The 26,320-nt window shown below is 64.6% G+C and carries 29 protein-coding genes; 14 read left to right on the forward strand and 15 right to left on the reverse strand.

All coding sequences use genetic code 11. The annotated features are described in order from the left end of the window. Positions 1 to 91 precede the first annotated feature (91 nt). Positions 92 to 664 carry a hypothetical protein gene (locus BcanWU425_RS17915; RefSeq protein WP_085360898.1) on the forward strand — a complete coding sequence of 191 codons (573 nt, stop codon included), beginning with the start codon at positions 92 to 94 and terminating at the stop codon, positions 662 to 664. A 57-nt stretch (positions 665 to 721) separates the two neighbouring features. On the opposite strand, the gene BcanWU425_RS17920 is transcribed toward BcanWU425_RS17915, so the two are convergent. The 5 genes from BcanWU425_RS17920 to BcanWU425_RS17940 form a co-directional block, all read right to left on the reverse strand. After that, positions 722 to 2,587: an alkaline phosphatase family protein gene (locus BcanWU425_RS17920; RefSeq protein WP_204511441.1), complete on the reverse strand. Its 1,866-nt coding sequence runs from the start codon at positions 2,585 to 2,587 to the stop codon at positions 722 to 724. Between the two features lie 914 nt (positions 2,588 to 3,501). After that, positions 3,502 to 3,819: a response regulator transcription factor gene (locus tag BcanWU425_RS17925; protein ID WP_204511440.1), complete on the reverse strand. Its 318-nt coding sequence runs from the start codon at positions 3,817 to 3,819 to the stop codon at positions 3,502 to 3,504. Positions 3,820 to 3,867: 48 nt separating this feature from the next. Further along, a complete protein-coding gene (locus BcanWU425_RS17930) occupies positions 3,868 to 5,091 on the reverse strand; it encodes an ABC transporter permease (protein WP_106944263.1) in 1,224 nt (407 codons plus the stop codon). Then, a complete protein-coding gene (locus BcanWU425_RS17935; RefSeq protein WP_204511439.1) occupies positions 5,088 to 5,813 on the reverse strand; it encodes an ABC transporter ATP-binding protein in 726 nt (241 codons plus the stop codon). Before BcanWU425_RS17935 ends, BcanWU425_RS17930 begins: the two co-directional genes overlap by 4 nt. Beyond that, positions 5,810 to 7,237 carry an efflux RND transporter periplasmic adaptor subunit gene (locus tag BcanWU425_RS17940; protein WP_085351325.1) on the reverse strand — a complete coding sequence of 476 codons (1,428 nt, stop codon included), beginning with the start codon at positions 7,235 to 7,237 and terminating at the stop codon, positions 5,810 to 5,812. Before BcanWU425_RS17940 ends, BcanWU425_RS17935 begins: the two co-directional genes overlap by 4 nt. Before the next feature lie 643 nt (positions 7,238 to 7,880). Between BcanWU425_RS17940 and BcanWU425_RS17945 the strand changes: the two genes are divergently transcribed. From BcanWU425_RS17945 to BcanWU425_RS17970, 6 genes are all read left to right on the forward strand, one after another. Continuing rightward, on the forward strand, positions 7,881 to 8,540 hold the full coding sequence (locus BcanWU425_RS17945; RefSeq protein WP_018455266.1) for a response regulator transcription factor: 660 nt from the start codon (positions 7,881 to 7,883) through the stop codon (positions 8,538 to 8,540). A 165-nt stretch (positions 8,541 to 8,705) separates the two neighbouring features. Next, positions 8,706 to 9,107: a hypothetical protein gene (locus BcanWU425_RS17950; protein ID WP_018455265.1), complete on the forward strand. Its 402-nt coding sequence runs from the start codon at positions 8,706 to 8,708 to the stop codon at positions 9,105 to 9,107. Between the two features lie 119 nt (positions 9,108 to 9,226). Next, complete coding sequence (locus BcanWU425_RS17955) at positions 9,227 to 9,619, forward strand: curlin (protein WP_204511438.1); 393 nt, start codon at positions 9,227 to 9,229, stop codon at positions 9,617 to 9,619. Positions 9,620 to 9,651: 32 nt separating this feature from the next. Further along, positions 9,652 to 10,029, forward strand: coding sequence for a curlin (locus tag BcanWU425_RS17960; protein ID WP_204513947.1), 378 nt, complete (start codon positions 9,652 to 9,654; stop codon positions 10,027 to 10,029). Positions 10,030 to 10,112: 83 nt separating this feature from the next. Beyond that, on the forward strand, positions 10,113 to 10,526 hold the full coding sequence (locus tag BcanWU425_RS17965; protein WP_268738949.1) for a curlin: 414 nt from the start codon (positions 10,113 to 10,115) through the stop codon (positions 10,524 to 10,526). A gap of 19 nt (positions 10,527 to 10,545) precedes the next feature. Beyond that, positions 10,546 to 10,836 (forward strand): hypothetical protein, encoded by a 291-nt coding sequence (locus BcanWU425_RS17970; RefSeq protein WP_204511437.1) that lies wholly within the window; start codon positions 10,546 to 10,548, stop codon positions 10,834 to 10,836. Positions 10,837 to 10,889: 53 nt separating this feature from the next. Here BcanWU425_RS17970 and BcanWU425_RS17975 read toward each other — a convergent pair whose 3' ends face one another. Beyond that, positions 10,890 to 11,174 carry a hypothetical protein gene (locus tag BcanWU425_RS17975; protein ID WP_018455258.1) on the reverse strand — a complete coding sequence of 95 codons (285 nt, stop codon included), beginning with the start codon at positions 11,172 to 11,174 and terminating at the stop codon, positions 10,890 to 10,892. Between the two features lie 282 nt (positions 11,175 to 11,456). Between BcanWU425_RS17975 and BcanWU425_RS17980 the strand changes: the two genes are divergently transcribed. Continuing rightward, positions 11,457 to 11,897, forward strand: a complete 441-nt coding sequence (locus BcanWU425_RS17980) for a hypothetical protein (protein ID WP_026232911.1) — start codon at positions 11,457 to 11,459, stop codon at positions 11,895 to 11,897. Position 11,898: 1 nt separating this feature from the next. Here the strand turns inward: BcanWU425_RS17980 and BcanWU425_RS17985 are convergent, their stop codons facing one another. Continuing rightward, complete coding sequence (locus tag BcanWU425_RS17985) at positions 11,899 to 12,741, reverse strand: GNAT family N-acetyltransferase (RefSeq protein WP_204511436.1); 843 nt, start codon at positions 12,739 to 12,741, stop codon at positions 11,899 to 11,901. A gap of 120 nt (positions 12,742 to 12,861) precedes the next feature. Between BcanWU425_RS17985 and BcanWU425_RS17990 the strand changes: the two genes are divergently transcribed. Further along, positions 12,862 to 13,566, forward strand: a complete 705-nt coding sequence (locus tag BcanWU425_RS17990) for an SDR family oxidoreductase (protein ID WP_204513946.1) — start codon at positions 12,862 to 12,864, stop codon at positions 13,564 to 13,566. A gap of 266 nt (positions 13,567 to 13,832) precedes the next feature. Then, complete coding sequence (locus tag BcanWU425_RS17995) at positions 13,833 to 14,654, forward strand: outer membrane protein (RefSeq protein WP_204511435.1); 822 nt, start codon at positions 13,833 to 13,835, stop codon at positions 14,652 to 14,654. 70 nt (positions 14,655 to 14,724) lie between these two features. Here the strand turns inward: BcanWU425_RS17995 and BcanWU425_RS18000 are convergent, their stop codons facing one another. Then, the gene (locus tag BcanWU425_RS18000) at positions 14,725 to 15,780 is read right to left on the reverse strand and encodes a serine hydrolase (protein ID WP_204511434.1); all 1,056 of its coding nucleotides are present in this window, start codon (positions 15,778 to 15,780) and stop codon (positions 14,725 to 14,727) included. Positions 15,781 to 16,150: 370 nt separating this feature from the next. Here BcanWU425_RS18000 and BcanWU425_RS18005 point away from each other — a divergent pair, with 370 nt between their 5' ends. Further along, on the forward strand, positions 16,151 to 16,567 hold the full coding sequence (locus tag BcanWU425_RS18005; RefSeq protein ID WP_204511433.1) for an ArsR/SmtB family transcription factor: 417 nt from the start codon (positions 16,151 to 16,153) through the stop codon (positions 16,565 to 16,567). Between the two features lie 2 nt (positions 16,568 to 16,569). Beyond that, on the forward strand, positions 16,570 to 17,061 hold the full coding sequence (locus BcanWU425_RS18010; protein WP_204511432.1) for an SRPBCC family protein: 492 nt from the start codon (positions 16,570 to 16,572) through the stop codon (positions 17,059 to 17,061). 120 nt (positions 17,062 to 17,181) lie between these two features. On the opposite strand, the gene BcanWU425_RS18015 is transcribed toward BcanWU425_RS18010, so the two are convergent. From BcanWU425_RS18015 to BcanWU425_RS18025, 3 genes are read right to left on the reverse strand one after another with little or no spacing between them, the layout of a single operon-like run. Further along, entirely contained in the window at positions 17,182 to 18,402 is a 1,221-nt protein-coding gene (locus tag BcanWU425_RS18015) for an ABC transporter substrate-binding protein (RefSeq protein WP_204511431.1), read from the reverse strand. Between the two features lie 22 nt (positions 18,403 to 18,424). After that, a complete protein-coding gene (locus BcanWU425_RS18020; protein ID WP_204511430.1) occupies positions 18,425 to 19,399 on the reverse strand; it encodes a Bug family tripartite tricarboxylate transporter substrate binding protein in 975 nt (324 codons plus the stop codon). 36 nt (positions 19,400 to 19,435) lie between these two features. Beyond that, entirely contained in the window at positions 19,436 to 20,314 is an 879-nt protein-coding gene (locus BcanWU425_RS18025) for an IclR family transcriptional regulator (protein WP_204511429.1), read from the reverse strand. 209 nt (positions 20,315 to 20,523) lie between these two features. Here BcanWU425_RS18025 and BcanWU425_RS18030 point away from each other — a divergent pair, with 209 nt between their 5' ends. Further along, entirely contained in the window at positions 20,524 to 21,366 is an 843-nt protein-coding gene (locus BcanWU425_RS18030) for a hypothetical protein (protein WP_204511428.1), read from the forward strand. 4 nt (positions 21,367 to 21,370) lie between these two features. Here BcanWU425_RS18030 and BcanWU425_RS18035 read toward each other — a convergent pair whose 3' ends face one another. Together BcanWU425_RS18035 and BcanWU425_RS18040 are read right to left on the reverse strand one after the other, a co-directional pair. Next, positions 21,371 to 22,033, reverse strand: a complete 663-nt coding sequence (locus tag BcanWU425_RS18035) for a response regulator (protein ID WP_085384464.1) — start codon at positions 22,031 to 22,033, stop codon at positions 21,371 to 21,373. After that, positions 22,030 to 23,415 carry a HAMP domain-containing sensor histidine kinase gene (locus BcanWU425_RS18040; protein WP_018455245.1) on the reverse strand — a complete coding sequence of 462 codons (1,386 nt, stop codon included), beginning with the start codon at positions 23,413 to 23,415 and terminating at the stop codon, positions 22,030 to 22,032. Before BcanWU425_RS18040 ends, BcanWU425_RS18035 begins: the two co-directional genes overlap by 4 nt. Before the next feature lie 190 nt (positions 23,416 to 23,605). On the opposite strand from BcanWU425_RS18040, the gene BcanWU425_RS18045 reads away from it, so the two are divergent. Continuing rightward, a complete protein-coding gene (locus BcanWU425_RS18045) occupies positions 23,606 to 24,475 on the forward strand; it encodes a DUF3280 domain-containing protein (RefSeq protein WP_204511427.1) in 870 nt (289 codons plus the stop codon). Positions 24,476 to 24,488: 13 nt separating this feature from the next. On the opposite strand, the gene BcanWU425_RS18050 is transcribed toward BcanWU425_RS18045, so the two are convergent. Together BcanWU425_RS18050 and BcanWU425_RS18055 are read right to left on the reverse strand one after the other, a co-directional pair. Further along, complete coding sequence (locus BcanWU425_RS18050; RefSeq protein WP_204511426.1) at positions 24,489 to 25,520, reverse strand: L-idonate 5-dehydrogenase; 1,032 nt, start codon at positions 25,518 to 25,520, stop codon at positions 24,489 to 24,491. A gap of 26 nt (positions 25,521 to 25,546) precedes the next feature. Next, positions 25,547 to 26,314 carry an SDR family oxidoreductase gene (locus BcanWU425_RS18055; RefSeq protein WP_204511425.1) on the reverse strand — a complete coding sequence of 256 codons (768 nt, stop codon included), beginning with the start codon at positions 26,312 to 26,314 and terminating at the stop codon, positions 25,547 to 25,549. Between the last annotated feature and the right edge of the window lie 6 nt (positions 26,315 to 26,320).

Below are 26,320 nucleotides of genomic sequence, written 5' to 3' on the forward strand. Positions count from 1 at the left end.
AAAGAGTCGCGATCCCGGTGCCGAATCATTAACCACCCCTTTACGCCGGCATGAAAATGCTGGCCGATCAGAAGAAATCTGGAAGTGAACTATGTCTGCCGCTGCGCATAAGTCTGTTGAGTCACCGTCCCTCGAACCATCCTGCCGCGATACCTCGACCCATGCACTGACCATCGTGCGCGACGGCGTGATCACGGGCGAAGGCCCGACCACCAAGGGAAGGGTGCACTTCTCCCGCTCGCTCGATGCCGATGACACCGCCTGGTGCGCCCGCATCCTCACCGCCACGGCCGTCAACGACCAGCCGGTCAGCCGCACTGAGGCCGAAGTGCTGTTCGAGATCAACGAAGCCGCCACCGAGCGCACCGATGGCGGCCGGTTCGACGACCTGCTCGCCAAGGCGGTAGCTCATTATGCCGCGAGCGCCTCCGGCCTGAAGGTGCCGCCGCGCAGCGTGGCGCTGTCGGCCGAGTCCGACATCGAGAGCTGGGCGCCGTCCTATGCCTCCAAGGTCAACAGCGAAATGCTCGAGTGGATCGCCGGCCAGATGCGCGGCAAGCGCCAGAACAACCGTCGCCTGATGGCGATGGTGGCGACCTTCCTGGGCGCCACCGCGCTGCCTCTGGCGGGCCAATTGCCGAACGTGTTCGACATCGGCATGTAAGATTTTGGGCATGTAAAATTCTGCGCCTTTCACGAAGGACGCATTTGAACGGCGGGGTTATTTCCCCGCCGTTTTTTGTTTGCCGGCGTCCGGCTCCAGCCCGAGCGTGCGGCCGGGGAAGCCGGCCGTGTCGAAATAGCGCTGGCTGCCGACGCGCTGGAAGTTCAGCACGGTCTGCAGGCCGTTCTCGGACTTCTTCGACTTCTCGACCCCCTTGTAGGCCTTCGGCACGATGCCGTTGGGCAACGCCTCCGACATCACGCGGCCGACGAGACCGCCGTTCTGAGAAGCGCGCAGACCGAGGAGCTGGGCGGCCGTCATGCCGACGTCGGCATTGCTGACCGGGATCTCGCTGACATAGCCGGCTTTGAAGTCCGGACCGACCGCGGCCATGAAGTTCATGGTGTCGCCGCGGCTGAAGCTGCCATGCATGCCCTGGCCCTGGCGCAGCACGGTGTCGGCGACCTGCACCGAGCAGTTGGTCGGCGCCTCGCCGCAATCGCTGGCATAGGAGCGGAAGTTGACCACGATCGCCGGCGTCGGCGTCGCCGCCTTGCCGCGCAGATTGATGCTCGACAGCGGCAGCGTGCCGGGGAAGCGGCCGAGCGAGTCATCGACGAACAGGCCGGAGACGTAATCCTGCTCAAGCAGCAGCTTGACGGTCTTGGCCGCCAGCTTCTTGTCTTTGGTCGGCAAATAGATCAGGTCAGAGCCGCCATTGGTGGCGACGACGAGATCGGGCTTTTCCGGATCCTTGCCGAGCACGCCGTTGCCGGCCTTGGGATGCTTGTTGCCCTCGACCTTGGCGTTCTTGTCGTTGGGATCGAACAGCGGCAGGTCGAGCGCCTTCGCCAGATCGAGCGCCAGAAAACCCATCGGCAAAAAGTCCTTCGGCGTGTCGTCATAACTGACCTTGGCCGAGGGGCTGGTCTTGCTTTCCTTGGAGATGGTCGAGAAGCCGTGGTCGGCCTGGACCATGATGTTGGTGGTGGCGGCAAGGCCGAGCTCGTCCAGCGCCTTGCGGAGCTGGGCGAGGTTGTTGTCGGCATTCTTGATGCCGGCCATCGAGGTCGGCCCGTTGATGCCGGGCATGATCTGGTTGAGGCTGTCGCCGGTGTTGTGCTGACTGCCATCGGGGTCGCGCGACCAGAACACCAGCACGAACGGCTTGTTGCGCGCCTTGAACATCGGCAGCACGACCTTGGCCGCGACATCGGCGAAATAGGCCTGCTGCGCGACGTTGGCCGCCGTGGTGCCGGGCGTCTTGGCATCGCCCGCCTTGGAGTTGTCGCCGCGCGGCGGCGTGGCGAGGGGCAGGCCGGCCTTGGTGAGAGCGGCCTTGACCTCGTCCGACAGCGCCACGCCGTTCTTGCCGCCGGTCGCATCGTCGAACACGACCGAATGCAGGCCGGCCTTTTCGGGCTTGTCGGTGTGGTCGAACTGATAGGTCGGACCATGCTTGCCGAGCGCGGCGGTGCTGTAGCCCTTGTCGCGGGCCAATTTCAGGATCGTGTCCTCGTTGAGGTAGTCGCCCTTGAAATGCTCGTCGATGTCGCCAAGCACGGCGTCGTTCTCGATGAAGGGGACCACGGTGTCGCCGGCGGGTACCGAGGTGTAGTTGGTCCAGATCGTATTGGAGAACACGCCGGTATCGCCGAGATAATGGCCGGTCGACATCGCCGACCCGTTGGCCATGGTGAAGGTCGGGAACAGCGAATGCGAATTCTTGAAGTTGACGCCCTTGTCGCGGATTTCGGCCATTGCGGGGGCGGTCTCAGGCGTGACCTTCAGCGCCCGCAGACCGTCCGGAATGAACAGGATCAGGTTACGGGGCGTGTTGTTCTCTGCGGAGGCAGGTCCGGTCGAAAATCCTGCGGACAACACTGTCAGTCCGGCTGACAGCAAAACCAGCGAACGGCGCATCAAAATCTCTCCCTGCGAGGCGGCTTGGCCGCCAACCGCGGCCCCCGGCTTCGTTTAGTTTCGCTGCATGACGGTTTTGTTACAAGAGCGGAGCGCCATGTAAAGAAGGACAGGGGCCCCGCTCTGCGCGGCGTCCGGCGGCACGAGATCGCGGTGTCGGCACGCGCTGCTTCAGCATCGTTATTGCGAGCGCAGCGAAGCAATCCAGAATCTTTCCCCGGCGGCAGACTGGATTGCTTCGCTGCGCTCGCAATGACGGAGTGAGTGGCTGGCAGCGTCGCGCTTCGATTCGCATTCCGAGCGGCAGACACACCTTCGCCCTCTCGCGGCGCATTTCGCCCGAGCTTTGCTTGGTCGCCTCACCCTCAAAATGAAAGAGGGCGCAGGGAAGACCGGGTGCCGGCTGGCACCCGCGGTCCACTGTGCGAGATTGTCGTAAGAACAATGCACAGCGGCATACAGGTGAAGCCCAACATCCGGCCTTCCCTGCGCAGTGGCTTTACGGCTTATGTCGTGCTCTCCCCGGGGAGCGATGCACTATTGCCCCCGTCGCCTTGCGGATGGCTGATGCGTGTGCCCGGTTGGGCAACCCACATCACCGCAACGCTTGACGCACAGACCCCGGGCGTCAGGACCACACGATTTTGCCGTACGCCGATCGCACCGGTCGTGTGCGCGACGCCTTCGCTCACGGTTAGCCGCCCTGCGAAGCCATTCGCGCCGATGTGACTAACGTCCACCGCCGTCCGGCCCGCGTTCGTGACGATCGCGATACGCCCCTCTTCCTTGGGCCGGGTTGAGAAATTCCTAACAAAAATCCGAATTCTAATAAAGAGAAATATTTTGTCGCCGTTGCGTTGACCCCGGACTTGGGTGTTTCGCCAGAAATGACGCAAGGGATTGTGGCCGAGCGGTCAATCCGGTGCCGTCGGCACCGGCGTATTCTGAGCGACCGCCTTGGCCGGCGCGGCCGTCGTGGAATTGCGGCCGCCATTGGCCAGGTTGCGGCGAAGCGATGGCGGCGCCGCCTGCAGGGCAAAGATGATCGCGATCTGGGTCCGGTTCTGAAGGCGGTATTTGCGCATGATGTTGCCGATATGCGCCCGCACCGTGTTCTCCGAGATCTTGAGCTCGTACGCGATGTTCTTGTTCTGCATTCCGCGGGCGATCAGCGTCATCAGGTCCCGCTCGCGTGGCGTTGGTGTGATCGAATATTTCGGATCCGGACTCATAACTGCTCCTCCGTGGCCATTGGTCGATGCGAACACTCCAGCATATTCTCACTCCGTCTTGAGTGCCTCGATCGGGCTGAGCTTGGATGCCTTGTGGGCGGGATAAAAGCCGAAGATCAGGCCGGTCGCGATCGAGAAGGCGAGGGCAAGGCCGATCGCCTGACCGTCGATCGAGGTGATCCATCCTGCCATGCGAGCGACCGTCATCGAGAGCGTGACGCCGGCACCGACGCCGATCGCGCCGCCGAGCAGGCAGAGCACGAGGGCCTCGCAGAGAAACTGAAGACGGATGTCCCGCATCCGCCCGCCAAGCGCGCGGCGGATTCCGATCTCGCGCGTGCGCTCGGTGACCGAAACGATCATGACGTTCATGATGCTGATGCCGCCAACGAGCAGCGAGACCGAGGCGATGGCGACGAGCAGGAGCGCGACGGTGCGGATCGCTCCCTGCTGCGCTTCCATGGCGGCGGCCGGATCCTGGACCTTGAAGTCGTCCTCCTGGCCAGCGGGAATGCGGTGGCGCTGCCGCAGCAGGTTTTCGATCTCCGTTCGCGCCCCCGCCATCTGTCCGTCCGCGGCCACCTTGGCGATGATATAGGCGACCGAATCCCGGTTGATGTTGCTTGCGCTGCCGAGGAAGCGCAGCTTGGCCGTGGTGAGCGGCACGAAGGCGACGTCGTCCTGCGCCGGTCCCTTGCGATCGAGAACGCCGACCACTTCGAGCGGCACCTTCATGATCCTGATCTGTGCGCCGATCGGGTCTTCGCCGGGCGCGAACAGCTCATGCGCCACCGTGCTGCCGAGGATCACGACCTTGCCGGCGCCTGCCTCCTCGCTGCCGGAAAAATAGCGCCCGGTCGCAAGCTGCCAGTCGCGCACCATGAAGTGCCCGGTCGTCGTCCCGTTGATCGTCGTGTTCCAGTTCTTGCTCTCGTGAATGACCTGGGCCGTTCCTGCAATCGAGCCGGCCGCTGCCTGGATCTCGGGGATCTGCTCGAGGATCGCCTGCACGTCGCTCTCGGTCATGGTCAGCTTGCTGCCATCCTTGAGGCGCACGCCGCCCTGGTAGACCGCACCGGGGTTGATCATCAGCACGTTGGCGCCGATCGAGCGGATCTGCTCCTGCAGGCGAAGCTGCGCGCCGGACCCGATCGCAAACACCGTCACGATCGAGGCGACGCCGATCACGATGCCGAGCATGGTGAGGATGCTGCGCAACGGATTGAGGCGCAACGCGTGCAAAGCGATTTGAAAGCCCTGGAGCATGGTCATGGCGCAGCGTTCCGTTTCGGCAGGATCGGGACCAGCGTTTCGTCAGCGACGAGCTCGCCGTCGTGCAGGCGGATCGTGCGCCGGCACTGGGTCGCGATGCCGGGGTCATGCGTGATCATCACGATGGTCTGGCCGGACCGGTTCAGCGCGGCGAACAGGGCCAGTATCTCGGCGCCGGTACGGCTGTCGAGCGCGCCGGTCGGCTCGTCGGCGAGCACGATCAGCGGGGAGGCGATCAGGGCGCGCGCGATCGCGACGCGCTGCTGCTCACCGCCCGAGAGCTGTCGCGGGAAGTGGTGGGCCCGGTGCACCATGCCGACGGCCTCCAGGCTCTGCTCGGCGCGGGCCAGGCGTTCCTTGCGGCTGATGCCGCAATAGACCAGCGGCAGCGCGACGTTCTCAATCGCATTGTGGCGAGCGAGCAGATTGTAGGACTGGAATACGAAGCCGATGCTGCGGGCGCGCAGGGACGACCGGTGGTCTTCCGAGAGATCGGCGACGTCGGCTCCCTCGAGATAGAGCGCGCCCTCGCTCGGCAGGTCGAGCAGCCCGATCATGTTCATCAGCGTCGATTTTCCGGAGCCCGAGGGTCCCATCACCGCGACGATCTCGCCTCGTTCGATGTCGAAGCTGACATTGCGCACCGCAGTCACCGCTACTCCGTCGGCGCGATAGGTCCTGGAGACCGACTGCAGGCTGATGAGGGGCGGGAGGGCCGTCATGATCCGAACCTTATGCCGAGAAATTCCATGCCGGCCGGCCGGATGGCCTGACCCACGGCGACCTGGCTGCCCTCGACGAGGTCTCCGCTCCTGAGTGCGACCTGTTCGGTGCCGGCCGCGCCGACGGTCACCGGAATACGCCGGAGTGAGCCGCTGGCGGTGCGCGCCCACACGGCGCTGCGCGCCGCGGCGTCCGGCCGCGTGCCCGAGGGCTGGAAGCGCAATGCAGCAAGCGGCACTTTCAGCACGTCGTCCTGCCGCTCGATCACGATCTTTACCAGGGCGGTCATGCCGGGCAGCAACGCGCCGTCGAGATTGGAGGTGGCCAGGACGACGGTGTAGGTCACGACGTGCTGCTGGTTCTGCGGTGCCTTGCGCACCTGCCGCACCACCGCCTCGAAGCGACGGTCCGGGTAGGCATCCACCGTGAAATGCGCGCGCTGGTCGGGGGCGATGCGTCCGATATCGGCTTCGTCGACCTGCGCGTGGATTTCCATGTCCTCCAGTCGATGCGCGACCACGAACGTGGTGCGCGATTCCAGTCCGACCGCGAGCGTCTGGCCCTCGTTGACGAACCTGCCGACGACGACGCCATCGATCGGCGAGCGGATCACGGTGCGGTCGAGATCGGCCTGGGCCGCAGCGAGAACGGCCGCCTTTTCCGGCACGGCCATGCGTGCCTGCTGCAATTCCGCCTCGATCCGGCGGACGTCGGCCTGCGCCCCATCCACTGCATAGGAGTTGAGGGACATCAGAACCTCGGCCTCGCGTTCCTGGGCCAGACGCGCGGTGAACTCCGTCTGCGCGTCGTCGACCGTCGTCGTGGCCACCACGTTTTGCGACTGGAGTGCCTGCTTCCGCTGCAAGGTCTTTTGCGCCGAGCTCTTGACTGCCTGGGCACTCTCGAGCTTGGCGGCGAGCACGTCCCGGCTACCCCTTGCGTTTTGCAGATCGATCCTGGTGCGATCGAGCTTGGCCCGTGCGACGTCGACCAGAGAATTGGCAACGGCCAGAGAGGCCCGGGCTTCGTCGACCTTGGCCGCAAAGCTGCGCGGATCGATCAGGGCGAGCGGCTGATCCTTGCTGACCGTGTCGTTGAAATCGACATAGACCCGGGCGAGCTGCCCGGACAGCTGGGAACCCACCTCGATCGTCTTGACCGGCTGCAGGGCTCCGGTGACGGTGATGGTCTGCTCGATGCTGCCGCGCTGGATTGAGGCAAAGCGGAATACGGGGGCGTCCGATCCGAAGCTCCGTGCTTCCAGCCCCACGGGTCTGAGCAGCCGTTGGCTCGATGCGTAGGCAAGGGCCGCCTTCTGCGCCGCGGCCCCGGCCGCGTCGGTGATGACGGCCGGCCCCGCGGCGTAGACCGCGGCGAGGCCACATGCAGTTCCGAGCAAGGCAATAACTGGCACAAATCGCATATCAAAAACCCGCCTCTTGAAATGGCATCGTTGGCGGCAAAGGCAGAGATCGCGCTATGGTTGTAAACCCGCTATGGTTGTAAATCTTGAAAAACGCGGGCGATCGTCAGTGTGTCGCCGCTGCCGGGGCGACGGTCGGGTGCGCTTGATGATCCAGAAGTAAAGTCCGCGGGTGCTATTTTTCACGACTTGCCCGAAATGCATACGGAGCGTATCGATATGACGCGCGCGGTATCGAACTCGACAAGCTGACTGAACGTCTCGTCTGCTCTGGCCGAAGCGGCCAGCGCCCGGCGTTCAAGTCGGCACGTGGGTGGCGACGCCATGACGCACTCGGCGATACCGAAGTTCCCACGCCAGATCGTCGCGTTTCCGGTCGTCGCATTCCCAATCGCAGCATTGCCGATATCGCGCCTCGCCATGATGCCGCAGGTCGCGAGGGCGCATCCCCGCAATCACGAAACCCGATGTGTGAACACCTTCACTCGTCTTGAACGGGTGTTGGGCCTAAGACGTCGAAGCGGCGGATCGGAGCGACTCGCTCGATCCCCGCGAATTCATCCGAGCACCTTGATCTCGCTTGCAAGAAGAATGGATGGCTCGTTGCTTGTTCATCGAGCCCCAATCCGGGGAGCCCGTTTCCATGAGTTCAGGTCAAGCCACAGTTTATGTCATTGACGACGAGATCCAGATTCGAACCGCGATAGGAAGTCTCTGCGAGGAGACCGGGCATCAGGTGAAATTGTTTGCGTCGACCGACGAGTTTCTCGGGGAGACTATTTCCGGCGGGCCTTCATGCCTTGTGCTCGACGTCCGCTTTCCCGGCACGGCGCCGACCGGCCTCGAGCTTCAGCGCCGGCTCGCCGAGACGGGCGTGCTTATCCCGATCGTCTTCATCAGCGGCCATTCCGACGTCCGCGTCTCGGTCGAGGCCATGAAGCGCGGCGCAGTCGAGTTTCTTCCAAAACCCTTTCGCGAACAGGAGATCCTCGACGCGATCAGGCACGGCATCGAGCGCGACCGCAGGCGGCTCGAACGCGAAGATAGCGTGCGCGAAGCGCGCCAGCGCGTCGAGACGCTGACGGCGAGGGAGCGGGAGATCATGCTGTTGATGGCCGAAGGTCTCGTCGCCAAGCAGATCGCGGCGAGGCTCGGGGTGAGCGAAGTGACGGCCAAGGTCCATCGCACCAGGATGATGCGAAAACTGGAGCTTCGCTCGCCGATCGAGGTGGTGCGGTTGGTCGACAGCATGGGACGCGAAGAAGAGACGACACGAACCGGCACGGGACAACCGTACAGCTAGTGCCGCAGGCACCAAGGCGCCGCGCAACGTCTAGTCCGTACCGATTAGCATGAACTGCAGTCTGTCGCACGCAGCACGATCGGTTCAAAGTCGGTCCTGCGATGTCGGCCTCCTCCAAGACGGCATCCGAACCCAGTCAGAGATCTTAGCCAGAAAGGATATTCCATGCGCAAATTGTTTTTTGCTTCCGTTGCCGTGCTCGCCCTCTCCTCCGCCGCGCAGGCCGCCAACACTGCGACCACGGTGCAAGTGGGCGTCGTGAACGGTTCCAGCGTCTCGCAGCAGGGCCTCACCAACGACAGCTCGTCGACCAGCCAGCTCGGCATCATCAACAGCGCGACCACGATGCAGGGCACCAGCGCGGCCTCGCTCAACAACGGCAGCACGGTCAACCAGGTTGGCGTGCAGAACTCGGCGACGACCGGCCAAGTGGCGTTCGGCAACAACGGCAGCGCGATTACCCAGAACTCGTTCGGGCCTGCCGCGCTTCAGAACAACGCCGCCGCCGTCGGACAGCTCAGCGTGTTCGGCGTCAACAGCAGCACCGTCTCGCAGACGGCGCACTAAGCCAGCCCCGTTTGGCCGGACGCGTCATCTGCGGCGCGTCCGCGCCATCCTTGAAAGCACCGCCTCGGGCGGGACGACTCGGTGAGAGCTTGTCCGCCGACTTTCGCGGAGGAAATGTCATGCATCAAAAATATCTCGTTGCCACGATCGTCGCGTTCGGCTTGCTGACCGCTGTCGATGCCCAGGCCGGCAACTCGGCCAGCGTGCTGCAATTCGGCACCACCAACAACTCCTTCATCTCGCAGAGTGGCGGCACCAACAACAGCGCCACCACGATGCAATTCGGCGCCACCAATACTGCGACCACCCTGCAGACGGGCTCGCTCCTGACCGTCAACACCTCAGTGATCGGGCAGGGCGGCACCACCGCGACGGCGTCCAACACCGCGTTACTCGGCCAGGCCGGTGGCTCCAATTCGAGCCTGATCGGCCAGATCGGCGCGAACAACGCGGCGGCCGTCGGACAGCTCGGAATCCTGAACGGCTCGACGATTTTGCAGCAGACTCCTTGATCGCAAATCCATTTTCAGTCGCGAGGCATGTCATGAGACATTTTTCCGGCGCCGCCTGCGGCGCGTTTCTCACCTTGTGTTGCATAGGCGCCGGATCGGCCGGTGCCCAGACCGCCGACATCAAGACCCACGTGTCGCTCGGCGGCCCGCCGGTCGTGCTGAACCAGAACAGTCAACTCAACATGGCCGGCGTGTTCATGATAGGCAGCAGCACCAGCGCGACCGTCACTCAAAACGGCACGAACAACGCGACCGGAATCCTGCAATTCGGCGGGACGACGTCGGCATCGGTCGGGCAGGCGGGCGTGAACAATGTCGCGTTTGTCGGCCAGGCCGGCCAGTCGACCAGCAGTTTCCTGTCCCAGTTCGGTGCGTTCAACTCGGCGACTGTTGTCCAGAATAGCCATTGAGTTGGGCGCGACCTCAGCGTCGTCAGAAATGCAATGGGGGCAAGGCAATGATATGCGGTAGACTGCTCCTGGCATTGGCGGCATTGCTCGCCGCCGTCAGCGTCGCGTTCGAGGCATCCGCCGGATCTGTCCAGCGCGGCGTGACGAACCGGAACGTGAGCATCGAAACGATCGTGCAATTCGGCAACGACGTCCAGCCGGTCACGATCGAGGAGAACAGCAGCATCAATATTGCGCGTGTCATCCAGATCGGTGGCACGGGAACGGTCGATGCGACGATCATCCAGAACGGCACGCGAAATTATGTCGATGTGATCCAGGTGGGTGGCACCACCAATTTGGCGATCGGTCAGTCGGGTGTGAGCAACATCGCCGATATCACTCAGGTCGGCAATTCCACCAATGCCCTCCTGCTCCAGATCGGCGATATGAACACGGGAACGGTGCGACAATTCGGGCGCTTCAACTGGCTGTCGATATTTCAGTTCAGCCGGTGATCAGAAGGTGAGGTGCAATATGAGGTTCATCGTACTTGCAGCAGGAATGAGCATCATGATGGCAATGGCAGCGAGGCCGGCCGGAGCCGGCGAGTCAGGTGACGGCCACACCACGATGGTTCAGGACGAGAACGGCACGTCCGTCATCACCCAGAGCGGCGATCCGGCGCAGGCTGAGGTCAAGATCGAGAAGGAGCCTGGGCGCACGACGGTCTATCGTCGCAGCGGCGGCAACACCGCCATTGTGACGCAGGGCACCGGAAATCCACAGGACATGCTGGACTGGCTACGCAAGCAGCAGGGCCGCTGACGCACGAAGGCCCATCGTCCGTGATGGACGATGGGCCTCATCGTGAGCGGGCGTTACCAGCTGCGATAGACGCCGGTCAGGGTGCCGTTGTTGTTGCCCTCCGGGCCGACATCGCCCTGCGTCGAGCTCGGCGCGGGATGGTTGGTGCCGTTGAGCGCACTGTAAGGTCCGGCCACATCAGGATAGTACGCGCGTGGCTGAACCGGTTGGTAAGCGGGGGCGGTGCGATCCCAACCCGCGCGGGATCCGTTCCAATCATAGCCCTGGGCCGAGGCGGCCGTCGTGCCCGCGACGAGGGAAGCCGTGATCAGGCAGAGGAGTTTCGATTTGTTCTGCATTGGAGATGCTCCTTGCTGGTGTCGGGAGCCAACGACCGCAGTGCGGGAGCGTTCCGGGTGTTGTCGGCCGAAGCGATCAACTCCGATCAACTGGTTATGAAGTCCGTTTCCCGGGAACACGAGCGACATCAGCCGGAATCCCGGGCGTCTTGCCGCAGCTTGTTCCCTGTTCATCCCGTGCCTTAACCAATAATTAATTATACGTTTGCGGGTGGGCGACAGCCCGGCCTAGCGTGCGGTGGGGAGCCGCTATTCGCGAAGCCAAACGAGTTGGTGCGTATCATGATGTCGAGATCATTTGGGGCGTTGCTCGCCTCGCTCAGCGCAGCCGCGCTGCTCCTTGCCCCCAGCGTCGGTTTTGCCAGGCCCGGTGGCACCGTCGCGCATGCCGCCACGCCTTCCGGTCCGGCGGCGCGTCCGCCGATTGCGCCGGGCGCCAGGTTCCGTGGCCGCAACACGCCCTGGGTCTACTGGCCGGGCGGCGGCGGGTTCTACTATGACAATGCTGGCTACGGCCAGCCTTTCGCCGAGACCGCCCAACCCGTCTCCAGCGACGTGCGCTACACCTATACGTACGACGTTCCCTGGGATTGGACGCATCGCTTCCCGCCCAACGTGGTGCCGTCCGACCGGCCCTACGTGCCGAGCTGTCCGACGGAGCAGGTGACTGTGCCCGGCCGCGGCGGCGGCGAGCACACCGTCAACATCATGCGCTGCTACTGAGCTAGCCCAGCTCGAAACTGGTCACGCCGAAGACGCGGTCGGTCCGCAGCGGCGCGATCGGCCCCGTGTACATCCGCGCCGTCTCGAACACCGGCTTCAGCCCGAGTGATTCCACAGGCGCAATCGCCTCGCGATTGACGGCGGGGACGTCGAGGAAGATCTCGCCGCCGTTTGCGCTTTCCAGCAAGGCCTGCACGATCGCTTCCGCCGCCGCGCGGTCGTCGGCGACGAGCGGGCCGATCTTGCGGCCGATCCGGCACGGCCGGATCACGCCCCATGCAGCGAGCTTGCCGTCGCGCAGCAGCGCGCGCCCGACATGTCCTGATGTGCCGATCCAGGCACGCAGGAAGGCACTGCGCGGAGCCGGAAAAACCGTTGCATCGTCGGCTTCAACGAGCGCGAGCGGGATCGTGTCGAGCGCAACGACATCGGCGGGCGGCCTCGATGGCGCGGCGACGAAGCCGCCATAGCGGACATTGGCGTGAGCAAGCTGGAAGCCGGACTTTCTGTAATTGTCCTGCTGTGCTACGACGCCGTCGAGGCCGATCACGCGAGCGCCCGCATGCGCGATCGCCGCGTTCCACATGCGCAGGCCGTGGCCTCTGTCGCGAAAACCCGATCGCACGATGTAGAAGCCGAGAAACGCGAAGCGATCGTCGTAGTTGACGCAGGAGACGGTCGCGACCGGCTCGCCGTCGATCTCGCCGACGAAGAAGCCCTTCGCGTCCGGGATCGCGAAACAGGCGGCGTCGGAGAGGCCCGGATTCCAGCCCTCGGCCGCGGCCCAGTCGACGGCGATGGCGATCTCCTCGGGGCGCAAATTGCGGATCTCCAAATCGCTCATCTTTCAAGTCGCCTTCGACGGTGGACCTTCCGGCCGGTCCGGCGGTAGAAGGCCTCATGATAGGCCGGGCCCACGGCTCGCCTCCACGATATCAAAGGATGATCGCTCATGGCAGCAGAGATGGCAGCAGAGAAGGTCGCACTCGTGACCGCCGGCGGCAGCGGCATGGGGGCTGGGGCTGCGCGCCGGCTCGCAGCCGACGGCTTTCGCGTCGCCATCCTGTCCTCCTCCGGCAAGGGCGAGGCGCTGGCAGCCGAGCTCGGCGGGTTGGGGGTCACCGGTTCCAACAAATCGAACGACGATCTGAAGCGGCTTGTCGATGGCGCGATGGCCAAATGGGGACGCATCGACGTGCTCGTCAACAGCGCGGGCCATGGGCCCCGGGCGGCGATCACGGAGATCACCGACGAGCAGTGGCACACCGGCCTCGATACCTATCTGCTCAACGTGATCCGTCCTACCCGGCTGGTGATGCCAATCATGCAAACGCAAAACGGCGGAGCCATCATCAACATCTCGACCGCCTGGGCGTTCGAGCCGAGCGCGATGTTTCCGACCTCTGCGGTGTTCCGCGGTGGCCTCGCCGCCTTCACGAAGATCTTCACCGACACCCATGCCGCCGACAACATCCGGATGAACAATGTGCTGCCGGGCTGGATCGACAGCCTGCCGCAGCTGGATGCACGCCGCGACAGCGTGCCGATGCGGCGCTACGGCAAGGTCGAGGAGATCGCCGCGACGATCTCGTTCCTGGCGTCCGACGGCGCGGCCTATATCACGGGACAGAACATCCGCGTCGACGGCGGACTGACGCGTTCGGTCTGAGACGCGGAGCGTCGGATCGCGCGCGGGTTGTCGCGATGCGACAGTGGTGTGCGTCGCGCGTCACGGAGGAGGGATGACGCGTGGCCCTCCAGTCACACCCGTCACGCGTTCGCGTGCCGCACGGCTCACACTACGTCACAGTCCCTATGAACTTCGCCGCAGCCCAAGACGGCCAGGGACCGGCAGCCTATGCCCAATCTGCGCCGGACAACTTCCGCCCGCGCATTCGAAACGCGAGATCAATCGCGCGGGGCAAGGAGACTGGAATGAAGAAGTTTTTGCTGGCGGTTGCCGCGGTTGTTTTGGGCTCCGCATCCGTGCAGGCGGCCGACCTCGCGGCGCACTACACCAAGGCGCCAATGATGGCGACGGCCTACAACTGGACCGGCTTTTACGTCGGCGGCAATGTCGGCGGGCAATGGGGCAGCGCCGATCCGGCCACCTCGACCGCGTTCGATCCCGCCGGCTATTTCGCGGACACCAGTGTTACCGCGATTGCTGCAGTCGGCGCCCAGCGTGTCAACAGCTCCAGCGTCACCGGCGGTCTTACCGCCGGCTATAACTGGCAACTCAACAACGCCGTGCTCGGCCTGGAAGGCGATATCAACTATTTCGGCTTCAAGGGCAGTGCGACGGGTTCGGCGCTCTATCCGTGCTGCGCACCGACCGGCTTCACCGTGTCGTCGTCGGTCTCGGCCGACTGGCTCGCCACCATCCGCGGCCGCATCGGTTTCCTCGCTGCTCCGACCTGGCTGCTCTACGCCACCGGCGGTGCGGCGATCGCCGAGGTGACGGGCAATTTCAACTTCGTGGACACGTTCGCTGCGGCGACGGAGTCGGCCGCGTTCCGCGACACACGCCTCGGCTGGACCGCAGGTGTCGGCACCGAATATGCCTTCGGCGGCGGCTGGTCGCTCAAGGCGGAATATCTCTACGTCGACCTCGGACGCAGCACCGTGACCAGCACCAATCTGTTGGGCGGCGCGTTTCCGACCAACGTCTTCACCCACTCGGTCGATCTCAAATCGAACATCGTGCGCGTCGGCGTGAACTATAAGTTCGGCGGACCCGTCGTTGCCAGGTACTGAGCATTCCCGTTCCGACCTGGCGTGGAAAGCCCCGGCTTAGCCGGCGCTTTCTGTTTTTCGCTAGGCGGATTCAGTGCGATGCCGCCAGATGCGCCAATGCTGGCAGGATCCTGTAGCGCGCGATCTCGTGCGGATATTCGCCCCGATTGGCGAGCAGGACGATCCCGATCCGCTGCGCCGGCACCAGGCCGATATAGCCAGAGGCGTTGTTGAGCCCACCCGGCTTGTCGACGACGGTGACGCCCGGCAGACGCACCGTCTCCCAGGCCATTCCCTGCCCAAACTTGTCGTCGACGCGGAAGATCTCGTGCTGAGTCATCCGCAGGGCCTCGCGCAAGTGAGGCTCGGTCGACTGCCCATCGACGCAGGCCGCAACGAATGCGGCGAGATCCCGCGGCGAAGAAAACATCTGGCCGGTGCCGGGGAAATCAAAATAACTCTGCTGGTTGCCGATGGGGCCGATTGCCATGCCCTGATCCGAGTAGCCCTGGACCGCGAGCTGCATCCAGGCGTCGTGCATGACGGCACGGCTGTCCTCGCCGCGTTCGGGCACGGAGGTCGCATTCATGCCGATCGGCTTGAGGATGTGTTGTTCAAACAGGGTTGCGATCGGAGCGCCGTAACAGCGCTCGAGCACGAGTTGAAGCAGCACGTAGCCGGCGTGGCTGTAGACGCGCTGCTTGCCGGGCACTTCGCCGGCTTGCGGTCTCCAGCTGTTGAACATGTCGATGAGCTGCGCGCGGGAAAACGCGTCGCTCGGCCACGGCGGATGATCGGTCGGCAGCAGCATGCCTGAGGTGTGCGTGACGAGTTCGCCGACAGTGATGCGGCGAACATAGTCGCCGGTGAGCTCCGGGAGATATTTCGCCAGACGATCGTCGAGCCGCAGTTCGCCGCGGAGGGTGCCGAGCGCAACCAGCGTCGCCTCAAACGGCTTGCGTAGGGAACCGAGGTTGAACAGCGTGTCCGGCGTGACCGGCCTTCGCGTGGCGCTGTCGGCAAAGCCGTAATTGAAGTACTCGACATGGCTGCCGGCATAAAGTGCAGCGGCGAGACCGCCCGGCTGGTCCGGCGTCGCGGTCGGCGTCAGTTCGTTCGCAACGATGTCGCGCATCTGCGCGATCATGTCGGAATCCGCGGCGGCCCCGCGCGGCCATGCAAGCGCAACGGGAACGAGCGCGGCCCGGGCGAGCGCCCGTCGGGTGAGATACGATGAGGTGACAACAGACGACACGGCTCTGGCGCAAGATTCGATGCGCCCCCAGTCTCTTGTAGTGGGAAGGGCCGATCCTCCCTATTCACGATTGCGCGTGGTGGGTTCCGCGCGAATGGTCCGTTAGCCCGGATGGAGCGAAGCGCAACCCGGAAAGTGCCGCAGCCGAGCGAGCGGCCCCGATTACGCTTCCCTTCATCCAGGCTACCAGTCGGCAAAATTAACTTAGCTAATTGGCTTACAATTGTTGACGCGAGATCATGGCAGCCCTATAGTTAGCCCCATGGCTAACCAACTATCCCGGCTCGATCAGGTTTTCGCGGCCCTTGCCGATCCCACCCGGCGGGCGATCGTGATGCGGCTCTGCGCCGGCGAGGCGTCGGTCGGCGAACTCGCCGATCCCTTCGCGATGGCGCTGCCGAGCTTCATGAAGCACATCCATGTGCTGGAGACGAGCGGTCTCGTCCTGTCGGAGAAATCCGGCCGCGTGCGCACCTGCCGCCTCAGTCCTGACGCGCTCCTCACTGCGGAGGACTGGTTCCAGCACCAGCGTGCGATCTGGGAGGCGCGGCTCGATCGCTTCGAAACCTATGTGATGAAGCTGAAGAAAGAGCGGGCGGCTGCCAAACGGGCGACCAAGTCAAGTAACAAGCCGATCGACAAGACAACCGGCAAGACAACCAGACGGAAAGGTTCCTGACGATGACGAATTCTGCCAATCCCGCGCTGTCGCAATGGTCGCTCGACCGTGAGATCGTGATGTCGCGCGTGATCGACGCGCCGCGCGATCTGGTGTTCGAAGCGTGGTCCGACCCGAAGCATCTGCCGCAATGGTTCGGCCCGAAGGGCTTCAAGGTTGAGACCTTCGAGATCGACGTGCGGGTCGGCGGCGTCTGGCGCTTCAACATGATCGGCCCGGACGGCACGGTCTACCCGAACCGCATGCGCTTTCGCCGCATCGAACGGCCGTCGCTGATGGAGATGGATCACGGTACCGACCAGGACGAGGATCCCGGAATGTTCCGTTTCACCGTCACCTTCGCCGAGCAGAGCAACGGCAAGACGGTTCTGATGATGCGGCAGCTGGCGTCGAGCGCGGCGCAGCGCGACGGCATGATCAACTTCGGTGCCGTCGAATACGGCTACCAGACACTCGACAAGCTCGCGGCCTATGTGAGTGGGATGAAGAGGTAGGGCGAGCAGCCACTTCCTCTCTCATGCGGAGGAGGCCGCGGAGCGGCCGCCTCGAAGCACGAGGACCATTGGTGAAGCCTTCATTCTTCAAGGCGCGCGCCCCTCGGGATGAGGGGCGCTTCATTCCTTCGCGTCGTCCGTGACGATGTCGCCGAGTTTCTGCCAGCGCTGGCCGTCGAACTGCACCATCTGGAACTGCTTGTTGACGCGATAGTCCGTCGGCGTCGTCGTCACCGAGATCCCCGGCAGCGTCAGGTCGAGTGCGATGTTGTTCAGGCTGGCGGCCTGGCGCATCACGTTCTCGCGCGTGAGATCGTCGCCGCATTGCTTCAGCACCTGCACCAGCAGCTGCGCGGTGATATAGCCGTAGACGTTCAGGTTCGAATCCTTGTCGCCCTCCGGGTAGTACTTGGCCATGAAGGCGAGATATCGCTTCATGCCGGGATCGTCCTTCCATTCGGGATCGGCTGAATCCTTGACATAACCGACGCTGACGACGCCCTTGGCGTTGTCGAGTCCGGCAGGTTTCAGCACCGCGCTGACCGAGGAGGCGTTGATGTCGATGATGTGCAGCGGCTTCCAGCCGATCTCGGCCACCTTCTTGATCGCCTGCGCGGCCTGTTTCGGCGTGGTGGCGCTGAACAGCACGTCGGCACCGGCATCCTTCAACCGCAGGATCTGCGAGTCGATGGTCGGCTCGGTGATCTCGTAGGACGTCTCGGCGACGATCATCTTCGCTTTGTCACCGAGACCTGCCTTGAAGCCGGCGAGGTAATCCTTGCCGAGATCGTCGTTCTGATAGAGCACGCCGATCCTGGCGTTCGGATGGTTCTTCAGAAGATATTGCGCGTAGATCCGGCCCTCGACGAGGTAGGACGGATTGAAGCCCATGGTCCAGGGGAAGTTCTTCGGATCGGTGAAACGCGCCGCGCCCGTTGCCGCGAAGAGCTGCGGGACCTTCTTGGCGTTGAGATATTTTTGCACGGCGACATTGGGCGCCGTGCCAATGATCTGGAAGGTCAGCAGCACCTCGTCGCTTTCGACAAGCTTGCGGGTCTGCTCAACCGTCTTCGGAGGCGAATAGGCATCGTCATACTGGATCAGATTGACCTTGCGGCCGTTGACGCCGCCCTGGTCGTTGATCATCTTCATGTAGGCGGCCTGGGTCTTGCCGATGACGGCATAGGCCGAGGCCGGCCCGCTGAGCGGGACGGTCTGGCCGACCTTGATCTCGGTGTCGGATGCGCCGGGATCGTATTTCTTCTGGGCCTGTGCCGCCGGGATCGATAGCGCGAGAACGATCGCGACTGCCGGGACACGGTTGAGAAGTACGTTTTTCATTTCCATTCCCTGTTCGTGACCGTCACTCGCCCTTGAGACCGGCCTCGCGGATCAGCCCGGTCCACTTTTTTGTTTCGTTGTCGATGAACTGACCGAACTCGGCCGCGGTGCCGGCGCGCACTTCGAGGCCCTGGGCGGTCAGCTTGTCCATGACCACCGGCTCGGCCAGCGCGCGCAAGACTTCGGCCTGCAGCTTGTCGACGATGGCCCGCGGCGTCGTCGAAGGCGCCATGAAACCGTACCAGCCGGCCGCGGCCACGTTGGGAAAACCCTGCTCGCGCAGGGTCGGCGCTTGCGGATAGAGCGCGCTGCGTTCGGCCGAGGCGACGCCGAGCACGATGAACTTGCCGCTCTGGATGTAGGGCAGTGCGGTCGGCAGCGCCGTCAGCGTGGCATCGACGCGGCCGGCGAGCAGTTCGGTGTAGGACGCGGCATCGCCACGGAAGGGAATGTTGAGACCCTTGACGCCGGCATCCTTGAACAGGAGTTCGCCGGCAAGATGCGGCTGCGAGCCGGCGCCGGGCGAGGCGAAGGTCAGGCCATCCGGCTTCGATTTGCCGTAGGCGATCAATTCGGGAAGCGTCTTGAACGGCGCATCCGCGCTGATGATCAGGAACAGCGGCGCGATCACAGCCATCGCGACGGGCTGCAGATCCTTGCGCTCATAGGTCAGCTTGCCGAACAGCGCTTCGGCGGTCGCGTAGGGCGCCGCGACATAGAGGAGGGTATAGCCGTCGCCCGGCGCATGCGCGACCGTGTCGTTGGCGATGCGGGTGCCGGCGCCCGGCTTGTTCTCTACGATGAACTGCTGGTGCAGGTTGCGGCCGAACTCTTCGGCCAGCAGCCGCAGCGAGATGTCGTTGGAGCCGCCGGGCCCGTAAGGCGAGATCAGCCGCACCATACGCGACGGCCAGGCGTCCTCAGCGCGTGCGGCGAATGGAAGTCCGGATATCGAAAGAGCGAGGGTGCCCAAAAATGTTCGCCGTGTGATGGTCATGGTGGCCTCCCGATGGCGGAGCGCCGATTGTCTTGTTCATCGCCTGGCGCTCTTCTTGTTCTGCTTTTGTGTTTCGGTCGCCGGTGCCGCCCCAATCATGGTGCGGATGCTGTCGGCAAGAGCGGCAATGCGCGGGCCGATCTCGCCCTCCAGCTGGCCGGGCTGGAGCCGGAATGCGGGGATGCCGCAATTGATCGAAAAGGCCTGCTTCGCCTCACGCGCATGAAACAGCGGCGCGGCGACGGCATGGATCGAGGCGATGTACTCGCCGAAGCAGGTGCAGAAGCCACGGCTGATGCATTGTGCGAGGCCGGCGCGGTATGTCTCGCGGAAGGCCGACCACAGCTCGGTGTCCTCGCTTGCAATGCGCTCTTCGAGCAGCGCGGCATCGGCCTGCGGCAAGGTCGCCGCCGCGGCACGGCCCATCGCCGTCATCACCACGGAAATGGGCATGCCGATGTCGGGGACGTGCGGGCCGACGTCGCCGGAGCGCGCGGTCTCGACATAGATCATGGAGGTCGCATCGAGCAGGCCGATCGAGACCGTGCCGCGCACGCTTTGCGCGAGCTCCTGCATCATGGGCCGCGCGACCTGGCGGAACTGCATGTCGGCGAGCAGCGGATGCGCCATGCGAAGGGCGCGCGCGCCGACGCGATATTTGGCGCGTTCGGAATCGTAGCGGAGGTAGCCGAGCTCGGCGAGCGTATGCGTCAGCCGCGCCACCGTTGGACGCGGAATCCCGGTCAGCGTCGACAGCTCCATGTTGCCGAGCTGCGTCGCTCCCGCCTTGAACGCTTCGAGCACCACGAGACCCTTTGCCAGCGTCGTCGCGAACGCGGCGTCGTCGATGCTGTCCGCCAGCACGGCGGCAGCGGACGAGGAGGCGCGGATCGGTTTGGACGCGGTTTTGGCCATCGAGGATTAAATGAACCCGGTCGGGGCGGTTGTCCAATAGATTCATAAAATAGTATTTTGTGTCCACTATCCGGACACGCCGGCGTTGCCCGTGCGGATAAAATGTGCGCGACGAGCTCCGCCGCACACAGATTCTAGTCGTGATTCCGTGGGTTGGTGTGACAGGATTATTACGACTGAATGTCATATCGATTACAGCGGAGCGATTCATGTTGCAGTGGCAGGCGCGGACAAATCCCCTCGCGTGGTGGTGGGGGTCCCTGACGCTGGTCAGTGCTGCCAACATTCTCGCCTGGTTCATGCTGTACCGCGCGTTCGATCCCACGTCCGCCGGCCGCATCAGTGGCGGCTCCGACATCGGAGTGATGTTCCTGCTCTGCGCCGGCTATGTCTTCGGCTGCGCCTTCCGCTCGTTCCTGCCGCGCGCCGACGTGCAGCGAATCTGTCTGTTCGACACCTGGCTCTCCAGCGTCTTCGTCGGCCGCACGGTCGCGACCGTGGCCGAACTGTGCTTCGCGGCGCAATGGGCGGTCATCCTGCATCAACTCGGGACCATGACGGGCGCCGAGACGGTTGTGAACATCGCGTGGGTGATCGTGCCCATCATCATCATCGCGGAGTGCTTCTCCTGGTATGCGGTGGTGACGACAAACTTCCTTTTCAACGCGATCGAGAACTCGCTGTGGGCGGTGACATTCTTCCTCGCGGGCATCGCGCTGTGCCGGCTGATGCCGGAATTCCAGGGGCCGGTGCGCTGGGCGCTGATTGCCGGCATCGTCGGCATCGCCTGCTTTCTGGCCTTCCTCGTCACCGTCGACGTGCCGATGTATCTCAGCCGCTGGCGGGCAGGGTATGAAGAGGGCAACCGGTTGCTCGGCTTCCTCGAAGGCCTGCATGACGTCTCGACGCGCTGGGTCGTGACCCACGACATCGCGCACTGGAAGGGCGAGCTGACCTGGATGTTCCTGTATTTCACCGCCGCCGTGTGGTCGAGCCTTGCGCTTTGTGCGCTCTACGCGATGGAAGGCTATCTCACGCGCTATCTGGCTTGAGCAATCAGGCCTCGCCGAGATCGACCTCCGTCAAGATGCCCTGGCGCAGCGCCAGCCGGACCAGCTCGATGTCGGATCCGACGCCGAGCTTGTCCTTGATCAGGGAATGCAGGTTCGCCACCGTCTTCGGGCTGACATGGAGCGTCTCGGCGATCTCCTCTGTCGTATTCTCGGCGAGCAGCAGCCGCAGCACTTCGAATTCGCGCGGCGTGAGGACGTCGGCGGCAGAGCTTTCCCCGGCCAGCCGGCTCAGCGCGAGCTCATGGTCGATGTCGGGGCTGATTGCGATCCTGCCGGCGAGCACGTCCATCACGGCGCGCACCAGCGTCTCCGGCGGACTGGTCTTGGTGACGTAGCCCCTGGCGCCGGCGCGGATCGCCTGCACGGCAAAGCCGGCATTCTCGTGCATGGTGAACACGAGGATCCTCGCGCCCTTGTCCCACTGCCTGATGCGCCTGACCGCCTCGATGCCGCCGATGCCGGGCATGCTCAGATCCATGATGACGAGGTCGGGCGCCTCCGATTTGTAGAGACGATAGGCCTCGGCGCCGTCGGCGGCTTCGGCGATGACGCGAAGTCCCGGCTGCTTCTGGAGCACGGAGCGATAGCCCTCGCGGACGACGGAATGGTCGTCGACCAGCAGAATGGTCGCGCCGGCCGCGCTCATGCGGCGTGCTCCAGCGGCGGCCGATCGGCGGCTGCGAGCGGAATGACGACGCGCAGTGCGGAGCCGCCGTTCGGCTTGGCCTCGAAGCTCAATTGGCCGCGCAAGGCCGCGACGCGCTCGCGCATGCCGAGCAGGCCCATTCCGGATTTCGCGACGGGATCGGTCGCGCGTCCGTCATCGTCGATCGCAAGCGCGATCTCGCTCGCCCCCATCGTCAATTCCAGGCTGACCCGCGTGGCGACGGCATGCTTGGCGGCATTGGTGAGCGCCTCCTGCACGATCCGGTAGAGGCTGGCGCTGATCGTGGCCGGCAGGGTCTCGAATGCGCCGTCGAACCGGATCGAGAAGCGCGTCTCGCCGCGGCTGCGCCCGTTCCAGCCCGCGACCAGGCCTTCGAGGCTGGCGACGAGCCCGAGCTCCTCGACATCCGGCGGCCGCAGCCGGAACAGTGTGCCGCGCAACGTCTCCATCATGCCGGTTGCGGTCCGCGCGATGCCGTCGCATTCGCCAAGCAAGGAAGGGCAGTCCTGCGCGGCGGTCTGGCGGGCGGAGGAGGCGAGCGCCCGGATGGCGGCGAGCGACTGGCCGAACTCGTCATGCAGCTCGCGCGCGAGATGGCGGCGCTCCTCGTCCTGGAGCGCGATCAGCTTCCGCGTCAGCTCGCTGCGTTCGGCAAGTGCGGTCTCGAGGCTTTCGGCGAGATGGTTGAAGCCGTCGCGGATCGCGGAGAGCTCGGCAAGGTCGAACGGCGGCAGCCGCGTGGTGAGGTCGTTGGCGGCAATCCGCTCCAGGCCGGTGCGGATCATGCGGGTGGGGCGCAGCGCGCGTGCCAGCGCGGCGTAGACCAGGGCGCAGAGCAGCGGCAGCGCGATCGCCAGCGCCAGCATCAGGCGGCCGGCCTCGTGCCAGGCCTCCGCCGTCTGCACGGCCGGCTCGACCGAGACCACGGCGTCGCCAAGCTTCGCTCCGCGCACGATCACAGGCCGTGCCGCTTCGCGGCCGGGGTCGAACAGGCTGCGATAGAAGGCCGTGAAGGCTTGCGGCGGTGGGTTTGCCGGGGCGGGCGCGCCGCTGCAGAAGCGCTGGAGGATGTCGCCGCTCGTGCCGCGGAATGCCAGGCACAGGCCGGGCGTCATCACATAGGCCGAAACGGGGTCGAGGTTGGGAAAGTCCGAGCGCGGGCTGGCGACCCACTGGATCTTGCCCTGCTGTAGCTCCAGCGTCTTGGCGACGATGGCGGCGATGTCGTCGAGGCGCGCATGCGCCGCGCGGTCGGCCGTAATCAGGAAATAGGCGGAGATAACGGCGAAGCAGGCGGCCGATATCGCGGCCACGCGCAACGTCAGACGGACTTTGAGATCGAACCTCGGGCGGTTCCACATCGGCGGGCACCTGGTGCGAACGGGTTGTCGCGCCCGCATTAAACGGCAGAACGCACCTAGCGCAAAGCCGTCAGGCGTGAGTGCGGTGCACCGTCGTGAAATTTTCCCGGTCATCGCCGGGACCGGCGCTGCTGCGAGCCCTGATTACGCCGTCCAGATTGTGCGCCGCTCCGTCATACGAGGCACATTTATGCACCTGCGCCGGTTGATCCTCTCAGTCTGTCTCCTTGTCGTCCTTCCGGCTTATGCGCTCGGTGCCGAGACTGCCGTCGGCGTCGCCATGGACGATTTCAGTTATACCGATACGTCAGCGGAGCCTGCCAACCAGACCGCCGCCCACGAGCGACGGCTGGCGGCCTTCATGGCTGCGCTCCGGCAAGATATCGGCGGAGACCGGCGCTACCGGCTGGTGCCCTCGGCCCAGGACGGCGCGGCGTTCAAGGTGATCGGCGGCATCCAGAAGACGAGCACACTGGTGCAATGGGCCAAGGTCGCCGTGATCGACGTTGGCGCCAGGAAGGTCGTGATGGACAAGCTCTACACCTTCCGCGGCGACAATGATGAATCATGGGAGCGTGCCGAGATCTTCGTGTCCCGCGAGATCATGGCCGCGCTCGGCGCACCCGCGCCGATCGCGCTGGCGGTGTTCGAATTCGAGCTCGAGGACAACACCGCGGCGCCGGCCGCCGGTCTCGCGGCCGCAGATGCATTCTATCTGGCCGAAGTGACCGGCAGTGTGCGCGATGCCCTTGGCCAATCCGGCCGCTACCGCCTCGTCGATGTCGGCAGCGCGAACGAGGAGGCGGTAAAGGCACGCGCTTTACGCGACTGCGGCGGCTGCGAAGCGGCGATGGCGCAAGGGCTCGGTGCGGATCAGTCTCTGATCGGGGTGGTGCGGCGGGTCAGCCGCACCGAATACACGCTCGGCTTCCAGGTGCGCGATGCCAGGACCGGCGCGGTGCTGGCACGCGGCGACAGCGGCCTGCGCCTGGGCGCGGACTATTCCTGGAAACGGGGCGCCGTGCGGCTGGTCAGCGACCGGCTGATCGAGAACCAATAGCAGCGCTCATCGATCAGAACGTCAATTGCACCTTCATCGACTGCGAGCGGTCGCTGGCGAGCTCGAACGCTGCGACCGCGTTCTCGAACGGCATGGTCGCCGTGATCAGCGGCTTGACGTCGATTAGGCCTTCGCCCATCAGCCGCACCGCCAGCTCGAATTCGGGATCGAAGCGGAAGGTGCCGCGGAGCTGCAATTCCTTGGCGACGATGGAGTTGATCGGCAGCGTCATTTCGCCGCCCAGGCCGAGCTGCACCAACGTGGCCCTGGGCCTGAGCACGTCGAGCGCGGTGCGGAGTGCGGCCTGGTTGCCCGAGGCTTCGAACAGCGTGTCGAACACACCCTTGCCGGTGCGCCACGGATCGAGCGCCGTCGCGCCGGCCGCGACATTGATGGCGTAAGTGGCGCCGAGCTTTTTGGCGACCGCAAGCGGCGCCTCCGCGACATCGGTGACCACGATCTCGGCCGCGCCGCCGAAGCGCGAGACCAAAATCATCAGCGCGCCGATCGGGCCGCAGCCGGTGATCAGCACGCGCTTGCCGAGCAGGGGCCCGGCCTGCTTGCCGGCATGCAGGCACACCGCGAGCGGCTCGGCGACCGCGGCTTCCGCCAGCGATAGCTTGTCGGCGATCGGAACGGCCTGCGCCGCATCGACCGTGATGAATTCGCGAAAGCCGCCCTGCACATGGGGAAAGCGCATCGCGCTGCCGAGGAAGCGCATGTCGAGGCACTGGTTGCGCATGCCTTCCTGGCAATGCAGGCACCGGCCGCACGGCTTGCTCGGATTGACCGCGACCCGAGTGCCCGGCTTCACGGTCGTGACGCCGTCACCGATGGCTGCGACCACGCCGGCGATCTCGTGCCCCAGCGCCATCGGTTGCTGGATGCGCACGACACCGAAGCCGCCGTGATGATAGTAGTGCAGATCGGAGCCGCAGATGCCGCCGTTCGCGATCTTGACGCGGACTTCGCCCGGACCGGGCGCTGCATCGGGGTAGCTATCGATCCGCAGATCTTTCGGTGCGTGAATGACGACGGCGCGCATGGTTAGCTCCCTCAGCGTTTCGCGGCTCACATCGCAGCGATCATGCCGCCATCGACATAGATGATCTGGCCGTTGACATAGGTCGAGGCATCCGAGGCCAGGAAGATCGCAGCGCCCACCAGCTCGTCCGGTCGGCCCCAGCGCTTGGAGGGAACGCGGCCCATCAGCCAGTTGTTGAAGTCGGTGTTGTTGACCAGCGCCTCGTTCATGTCGGTCAGCATATAGCCGGGGCCGATCGCGTTGGCCTGGATGCCGTGCTGGGCCCATTCCACCGCCATCGAGCGAGTCAGGTTCTTGATGCCGCCCTTGGCAGCGGTGTAGGGCGCAATCGTGGGACGCGCGAGCTCGCTGCCGAGCGAGCCGATATTGATGATTTTGCCGTACTTGCGCGGGATCATGCGCTTGGCCGCCTCGCGGCCGATCACGAAGGCGCTGGTGAGGTTGGTCTCGATCACCTTGCGCCACTCGTCGGTGGTGAACTCCACCAGCGGCTTGCGGTGCTGGATGCCGGCATTGTTGACGAGGATGTCGACCGCGATGCCCCTCTTGTCGAAGTCGTTGAAGGCGGCGACGATCGCAGGCTCGTCGGTGACGTTGAAAGCGGCGCCTTCGGCCTGGTGGCCGGCGGCGCGAAACTCGGCGACGGCCTGCTCGACACGCTTGGGATCGACGCCGTTGACGATGATCCTGGCGCAGGCCTTGGCCATGCCCTCGGCAATGGCGCGGCCGAGACCGCGGGAGGAGCCGGTCACGAGCGCGGTGCGGCCGGAAAGGTCGAAGAGGGCGGTGCTCATCTCAAG

This window comes from Bradyrhizobium sp. WU425 (assembly GCF_021052305.1).
GTDB lineage: Bacteria > Pseudomonadota > Alphaproteobacteria > Rhizobiales > Xanthobacteraceae > Bradyrhizobium > Bradyrhizobium canariense_D.